6 protein-coding genes are annotated in these 7471 nt (G+C 42.0%); all 6 read right to left on the minus strand.

Annotation, left to right across the window (positions count from 1 at the left end; genetic code table 11):
- Positions 1–717: 717 nt before the first annotated feature.
- Positions 718–1422: a hypothetical protein gene (locus I8U27_RS19905; RefSeq protein ID WP_181753024.1), complete on the minus strand. Its 705-nt coding sequence runs from the start codon at positions 1420–1422 to the stop codon at positions 718–720.
- A gap of 9 nt (positions 1423–1431) precedes the next feature.
- Positions 1432–3156 carry an RHS repeat-associated core domain-containing protein gene (locus I8U27_RS19910; protein WP_198065921.1) on the minus strand — a complete coding sequence of 575 codons (1725 nt, stop codon included), beginning with the start codon at positions 3154–3156 and terminating at the stop codon, positions 1432–1434.
- A gap of 147 nt (positions 3157–3303) precedes the next feature.
- The gene (locus I8U27_RS19915) at positions 3304–3906 is read right to left on the minus strand and encodes an ankyrin repeat domain-containing protein (RefSeq protein WP_181753016.1); all 603 of its coding nucleotides are present in this window, start codon (positions 3904–3906) and stop codon (positions 3304–3306) included.
- Between the two features lie 100 nt (positions 3907–4006).
- On the minus strand, positions 4007–5245 hold the full coding sequence (locus tag I8U27_RS19920; RefSeq protein WP_198065922.1) for a polymorphic toxin type 17 domain-containing protein: 1239 nt from the start codon (positions 5243–5245) through the stop codon (positions 4007–4009).
- A 333-nt stretch (positions 5246–5578) separates the two neighbouring features.
- Positions 5579–6088 (minus strand): hypothetical protein, encoded by a 510-nt coding sequence (locus I8U27_RS19925; protein WP_181753020.1) that lies wholly within the window; start codon positions 6086–6088, stop codon positions 5579–5581.
- A gap of 16 nt (positions 6089–6104) precedes the next feature.
- Complete coding sequence (locus I8U27_RS21095) at positions 6105–7265, minus strand: RHS repeat-associated core domain-containing protein (RefSeq protein ID WP_181753028.1); 1161 nt, start codon at positions 7263–7265, stop codon at positions 6105–6107.
- Between the last annotated feature and the right edge of the window lie 206 nt (positions 7266–7471).

Raw genomic sequence — 7471 nt, forward strand, 5'->3', positions numbered from 1 at the left:
CTCAAGTTAATCCGCCTCCGTGGTTTGGTGTGGGTTGGCGCTTTCATCTAACCACATTTAGGCGGATTTTTCTATTTAATTTTTAAAAGAGTTATGCAATAACCTCAATATAAAAATTTACTAAGTCGTGACGTAGTTTATCAATTAATTCACTATCATTCAATGAAATCGGATATAAGTCGCCATCTTCAAAAACATTTTTAACTGCATCATCATAACTATTGGCAAATTCAATAACATATGATTTTAACCCTCTAACAAAGGTTATTTTATAATATGTAAATGCAACCAAAAAAAAGTGGATTACCATTTACAATAACCTTGTCAAAATTTAATTCTAGAAATAACGTTTCGATTTTTTTCTGTAATTCCATAAACTCATCCTTACGAGTTACTTAATTAAATTACCTTGTATGTCATAACGCTTTGTTCCTGTTTAACCTGAAGATATTTTATAATATGGCACTCCACCGTGATGCCTACTTCCAGGATGATATTGTAATATCCTGTCACCACCCAAATTTACTTTAAAACCACCACCATCTTCAAAAGTTTTTCCTTTTAATGAGCCAAGGTTGCGATTGGTATAGGTCTCTTGTGTCCGATGGACATAGTGACATAGTTCAGTATAAAAAAGAACCTTGAAAGAATCCTTTTTTATTCTCTCAAGGTCCCTATTACTAATTTTTTTACTCTTTCATTAACCTAATAACAGAGTTATAGATATTGTATTAGTTTGTAAAATAGATCATTTTCATCATTAGATTCAAGTAGGTTGTAATTGTTTAATTCCGTCTTCCTAAAATAACAACCTCCATTACCGAGTTCATGAAAAAAAGATGATCTACTAACAATATCTTTGAATAAACGTAAATCTTTGTTATAAAGTTGCGGGCTATAATACGCTCGATCAGAAGGAAAATTACACTCTCTGTTTCTGATAGCCTTAATTCCACAAACACTCCTTTCTACTCCGATACAACCGTATAATGGATCCATCTCTTCAAATAAAACTATCCCTACATCTTCAACAAATTTTGACCGTTCCAGTGTTTTTTCAAACGAGGATTCTTCTGCAATTAATTCTGTATAATTAAAGATAATTGATACTTCATACGAGTACTCATCAAGAAAGTTTATATCAAGCCGTGCATGAATGTCATCATTAAATCTAATTTCTAATGATGATAGGAAATAACATTCTAAGTCCTCAATTGTAAAAGTATCTAAAGCTACTTCATCAACTCCATTCCATAACATTTCAAAGTTTGCTTCTTCTGGGGCGATATTTAAAAAGTTCGCACCACCAAACTGTACATCAAACAACTGTAACTTCGAAATTAATGATATCAAATTTTTAACGGTATACGGAACTTTTATACAAGAACTCACAATAAGGTACTCTCCAGCTCTAAGATTCATCATATACCCTCACTTCAGACCAAATTTTGATAATTGGTTCTGGTTTAATCTAACCACTGTTGCAACTTGTCCTTGATATTTTCCGTCTTTGTAAATGTATACAGCCACATTATTTCCATCAACTTCTTTATAAAAGCCTTTAACCTTATCTCTTCCTAACACGTTATCAAAGGATTTTGAAGGATTTTCTAAGACGTTGCGGATATAATTCTTCCACTCCGTTGATGTTTGTTTGTTCCAATTTCCAAACCCTAAATCTTTAGCATGCTTAAAAGAGTGTTGTAATCTGCTTTGGTTACTTAATGCATAATCTATTCCTTCATTACTCAAACGAATTACAGGTTTACTTGCTACTGTACCCTTACCGGTAACCGAGTTTATAATACTTTTCATTCGGAATCCAGCATATCCTAATGCCCCGGCAACAAGTGCTTCATCACCCGGAAGTGGATCAATGACTGCTAATGCGAATAAAATCCCTCCAACCCACAACTGTGCTTCCGGTGATAAGGGTTCCCGTCCGTATGCAGGTGCCGCTGCATACCCATATCCTCCTGCCTTCGCATACACAAAAGTATTTATCGGAACCGGCTTCGGCTTTGGCCTTGGCGGGGGTTGCTCCCCTTTATTTTTGTTGTGAACCGGCTTCTTCCGTAATGTATCAAGCGTCCTTTTCGCTCTCTTCATCGCTTTGGGAGATGCTTTCCTCTTGGGTCCGGCCGGATCATAGTAATATCCTGTGTTCGCCGTATAGCAAGAGACCGGGGCACGCATGCACGCATCATCCCCGCCAAGCGGAACATGCCCGTCCAAATCCACATACGATACCGGGTTTCCGTCCGTAAACGAATACAGGCTGTTGGTCATGGCATCCATGAACAGTCCTTTATGCTGTTCCGAATCAGTATAGGAGTCGGGGGACATAAATCGTCCTACACCCGGGAAGTAGTTTCTGAAGCCCAGATCATAGGACTCGGTGTACGGGTCCCAGCGCTTTCCTCCGTAGCGGAAGGGGTTGTACACCTCTTTGTCCGGTTGTGCTGGATCGGGCTCGTCTGCTCCGGTGAACATGGCGTCGTCATTTTCTCCGTAAGGCGTGTAGCCGTAGGTGGCGCGGATGTTTCCTTGTTCATCGAGGAGCATTTCCACATCGATGTCGGTGTTGTACTGGTAGTACGAAGTTTCGGTTCCAGCGGCTTCTGTTTTGATCATGGCCATGCGTTCGCCCCAGGAGGAGTAGACATAGGAGCGGGTCATGACATCCATGACTTCTTCCGAGATCACCTGATCGGTCATGCCCAGATAGTTGAAATGGGTCGTTTGGGCTTTTTCGGTTCCGGCCTGTTCCACTTTGGAGGTTAACCGATCCAGGGTGTCGTGGGTAAATTGTGTCTTGATCAGCGTTGTTTGATCTTTGGCGAGTTTTTGGTGCTCTTTGATATTGTCAAAGGGATCGTATTTGTATTCCTCCAGGACTTTATTTCCGGACGTCACTTTGCTGATGCGTCCCATCGGGTCGTACTGGTACTGCGAGGTGACCCCGTCTTTGGTCTGGGAGATCAGACGGTTTTTATCGTACTGGTAGGTGGTCACTTTTCCGTTTTGCGTTTTCTCGATGATATTGCTGTTCGGGTCCAGCAGATAACTTTCACTGGCTGTCTGGGAGCCGGTTTTTTGGTAGTTGACCAGGCGGTCCCGCGGGTCGTATTCATAGGTGTAAACGTTGTTGATCAATTGTTTGCCGGCATCGAGGCCGGTGTAGGTATCCTTGGTGCGATGGCCGTTAGCATCATGGGGAGATTCAAAGATTTGTAGGTGAAGGGAGGGATACCAAATTGCTTTGACTATCTGTCCTATGACTTCTTAGTCTTATCATCCGACTTAAGAGATATTTTTTTCTAGTAATGTTATTATTTTTTCTAATTCTCCTTTTATAACTAAATCTTCTTCTAGTAATGATCTTGCTACATCAATGGGAGCGTTATGACAATCAGCACCTAAACGTGTATCAGCACCGAAAGTAAGAAGCAACCTCACCACATTGTTATGCCCTTTAGACACAGCGTAGTGCAAAGCAGTCCATCCGTACTTATCCTGAAAGTCTATGTCTGCACCTCGTTCTAACAATTCTCTTACAATCTCTAAATCACCTCCACGGGCAGATTCCATTAATGCGGTCATATTCTCATTATTCTTCAGGTGAATATCTGCCTTTTTTTGTAACAACTGTTTTACAATTCCACGATAACCTTTGTATGCCGCATCCATAAGAGCAGTCATACCATTCGCATCTTGGGAATTCGGGTCTGCGCCAGCTTCTAATAGCAGTTTGACCATTTCGTCATCTTGATTGTACACAGCAACCATGAGCAAGCTAGAATTTAATGGACCTGTAACAAGATTAGGATTTACTCCCTCTAAAAGAAGTTGTTTGGCTTTATCTATCCTTTTATCAAATACAAATTGGATTAATACGCTTTCCATGTTATCTTTTACCCACCTTTTTTGAAAATCAATCGTCTGCCAGTTGAATATGACAGACGATTTTATTATTAGTGAGACAAAAAACCGTCGGGTCTTACATTTATATATCCTTTACCTCTGCTATAGTCATTCCACCAATGGTTTTCCCTGTGGGTGAAAGTTGAACGTCCCATTCACGATCAAAACCTAGCCTACGGTCTCCATGATACGGCCCTTTCACCCAAACATTACCAAATCTATCAACATATCCTGTTTTGCCACCCATTTTTTTTGTTTTTAATTTTGTTGCCCCTTTTTCAGGAATAAATCTAAATGGTCCTGAAGTAGGTAATTTTGCTTTTTTTATCATACCACGTATTGACGTTGAAGCCGCACTCCCACCCTTAGTCACTCTACGTGGAGTACCTAATCCTGAAGAGACAGGCACCCGATACTCTGACAGGATACTTTTCACTCGGAATCCAGCATATCCTAATGCCCCGGCAACAAGTGCTTCATCACCCGGAAGTGGATCAATGACTGCTAACGCGAATAAAATCCCTCCAACCCACAACTGTGCTTCCGGTGATAAGGGTTCCCGTCCGTATGCAGGTGCCGCTGCATACCCATATCCTCCTGCCTTCGCATACACAAAAGTATTTATCGGAACCGGCTTCGGCTTTGGCCTTGGCGGGGGTTGCTCCCCTTTATTTTTGTTGTGAACCGGCTTCTTCCGTAATGTATCAAGCGTCCTTTTCGCTCTCTTCATCGCTTTGGGAGGTGCTTTCCTCTTGGGTCCGGCCGGATCATAGTAATATCCTGTGTTCGCCGTATAGCAAGAGACCGGGGCACGCATGCACGCATCATCCCCGCCAAGCGGAACATGCCCGTCCAAATCCACATACGATACCGGGTTTCCGTCCGTAAACGAATACAGGCTGTTGGTCATGGCATCCATGAACAGTCCTTTATGCTGTTCCGAATCAGTATAGGAGTCGGGCGACATGAACCTTCCTACACCCGGGAAGTAGTTTCTGAAGCCCAGATCATAGGATTCGGTGTACGGGTCCCAGCGCTTGCCTCCGTAGCGGAAGGGGTTGTACATCTCTTTGTCTGGTTGTGACGGATCGGGCTCGTCTGCTCCGGTGAACATGGCGTCGTCATTTTCTCCGTAAGGCGTGTAGCCGTAGGTGGCGCGGATGTTTCCTTGTTCATCGAGGAGCATTTCCACATCGATGTCGGTGTTGTACTGGTAGTACGAAGTTCCAGCGGCGTCTGTCTTGATCATGGCCATGCGTTCGCCCCAGGAGGAGTAGACATAGGAGCGGGTCATGACATCCATGACTTCTTCCGAGATCACCTGATCGGTTATTCCTAGGGATGAGAACAGTCTAATGAGTCAAACCTTTGTATGATATTCTACATAGAAAGTCGTCAATGTCTCATCATGTCATTTCATCCCAACTGGTGTATTTTGTGTACATCTAAAATTGCTATAGAACTTTGTAAAAAAGCTTGACATACATGATTTCCTATATCCTTTGTCAATAAAAAGATTACAATATAAAGTCATCATACTCCAAAAAACTAATATTTAACGAAATTCATGGAATTTGGTATATGGTATCAAACATACCCCTCTATACAAAAAAGAACCTTGAAAGACTTGAAGCCAATCAAGGTTTAGTAAATGCTAAATTCCAAACTGTAATAAATCGTTCTTACTTGCAGGAATAACTTGAGTATACCCTCCATCCCACTTACAACCATTTTCATACTCAATCCAACCACAAGTATCACATTCTAACAACAGTTTAGATTCATTTTTTGCTAAGACATACCTTAATTCATCATCTGTGCAATTTGGACAATCTTTTCCTGACTTGATGGTAACCAGATCCCATAAAGTATCTTCAATTACCATAACAAGAGTATCCATTTTACTGGGTTTTATTCGCTCAAGACGATCTAGTTCCATACTTAATGAGAGTTCTGGTTCATCAATAACATATAAGGTTGGATCAAGATTGATACATATTTCTAACCGTTTACTTTTAATGCTATTATCTCCAAAATATCGCGTATTATTTGTTATCCAATTAACTATTGCTAAATAATAGATTAAATAGCTATCCAATACTCCTGGACTTTTAACCTCCTCTATAAAACTATCCCAAAGAACTGCAACTAGTTTTTTTTTCATTTTTCAACCCCCGAAATTAAGGTGCCGGCACTGGATAAGTAGTTATTAAGTTTCCTGCTTTATCAGTCATTATTGTAATATGTGTTGTTTCTTTACCACCATATTTTAGAGCTGTATTCCCAATTACTTCACCTACATTCACAGTTCTTACATATTGTCCGCCCTCTATAGCAGTTACAGGAGATTTAACTACATCCGGTCTTTGTAATATTGATTTTAACTTATCTGGTGATATCGAAAATATTGACCTGCTATTAGACAGAGGTCTATTAAAATGCCCTTTTAAAACATGCTCCCAACCTGCAGATACTGGCTCTCCTGTTGATGGTCTCACAGGTGTAAATCTCGTTCGTCCGTTAGCTATATTTATTCTTGACTGTACTACTCCAAAATTGTTAACAGCTTTACCTTTGCCAGTAACCGAGTTTATAATACTTTTCATTCGGAATCCAGCATATCCTAACGCCCCGGCAACAAGTGCTTCATCACCTGGAAGTGGATCAAGGACAGCTAATGCAAATAAAATCCCTCCAATCCACAACTGTGCCTCCGGTGATAAAGGTTGGGGTCTATATGGGGGTGCCGCTGCATACCCGTATCCTCCCGCCTTTGCATAAACGACCGTATTGATCGGTATAGCTGTCCTATTCCTTGGAGGAGGTTCCTCATCCTTGTTTTTGTTGTGAGTTGGCTTCTTCCGTAATGTGTCAAGCGTTCTTTTCGCCCTTTTCATCGCTTTGGGAGGTGCTTTTCGCTTGGGTCCGGCCGGATCATAGTAATATCCTGTATTTGCCGTATAGCAAGAGACTGGAGCGCGCATACACGCATCATCCCCGCCAAGCGGAACATGCCCGTCCAAATCCACATACGACACCGGGTTTCCATCCGTAAACGAATACAGGCTGTTGGTCATGGCGTCCATGAACAGTCCTTTATGCTGTTCCGAATCCGTGTAGGAGTCGGGGGACATAAACCTTCCTACACCCGGGAAGTAGTTCCGGAAGCCCAGATCATAAGACTCGGTGTACGGGTCCCAGCGCTTGCCTCCGTAGCGGAAGGGGTTGTACATCTCTTTGTCTGGTTGTGACGGATCGGGTTGGTCTGCTCCGGTGAACATGGCGTCGTCGTTTTCTCCGTAAGGCGTGTAGCCGTAGGTGGCGCGGATGTTCTTGTTCATCGAGGAGTATTTCCACATCGATGTCGGTGTTGTACTGGTAGTACGAAGTTTCGGTTCCAGCGGCGTCTGTTTTGATCATGGCCATGCGTTCGCCCCAGGAGGAGTAGAAGGTAGCTGGAGAAGAAGCATTTCTTTTGTTTACTTGTGTGACTAGATAAATTTCAGCTTGACTACAAGCTGAAAAAAGCTTGTGGTCATCGTAAGCG

The sequence above is a fragment of the Paenactinomyces guangxiensis genome, from assembly GCF_016055185.1.
Taxonomy (GTDB): Bacteria; Bacillota; Bacilli; order Thermoactinomycetales; family Thermoactinomycetaceae; genus Paenactinomyces; species Paenactinomyces guangxiensis.

Bases quoted from the DNA above. Each gene is read 5' to 3' on its own strand.
- I8U27_RS19905 (WP_181753024.1), bottom strand. From the start codon at position 1,422: ATGAATCTTAGAGCTGGAGAGTACCTTATTGTGAGTTCTTGTATAAAA.
- I8U27_RS19915 (WP_181753016.1), bottom strand. From the start codon at position 3,906: ATGGAAAGCGTATTAATCCAATTTGTATTTGATAAAAGGATAGATAAA.
- I8U27_RS19925 (WP_181753020.1), bottom strand. From the start codon at position 6,088: ATGAAAAAAAAACTAGTTGCAGTTCTTTGGGATAGTTTTATAGAGGAG.
- I8U27_RS21095 (WP_181753028.1), bottom strand. From the start codon at position 7,265: ATGAACAAGAACATCCGCGCCACCTACGGCTACACGCCTTACGGAGAA.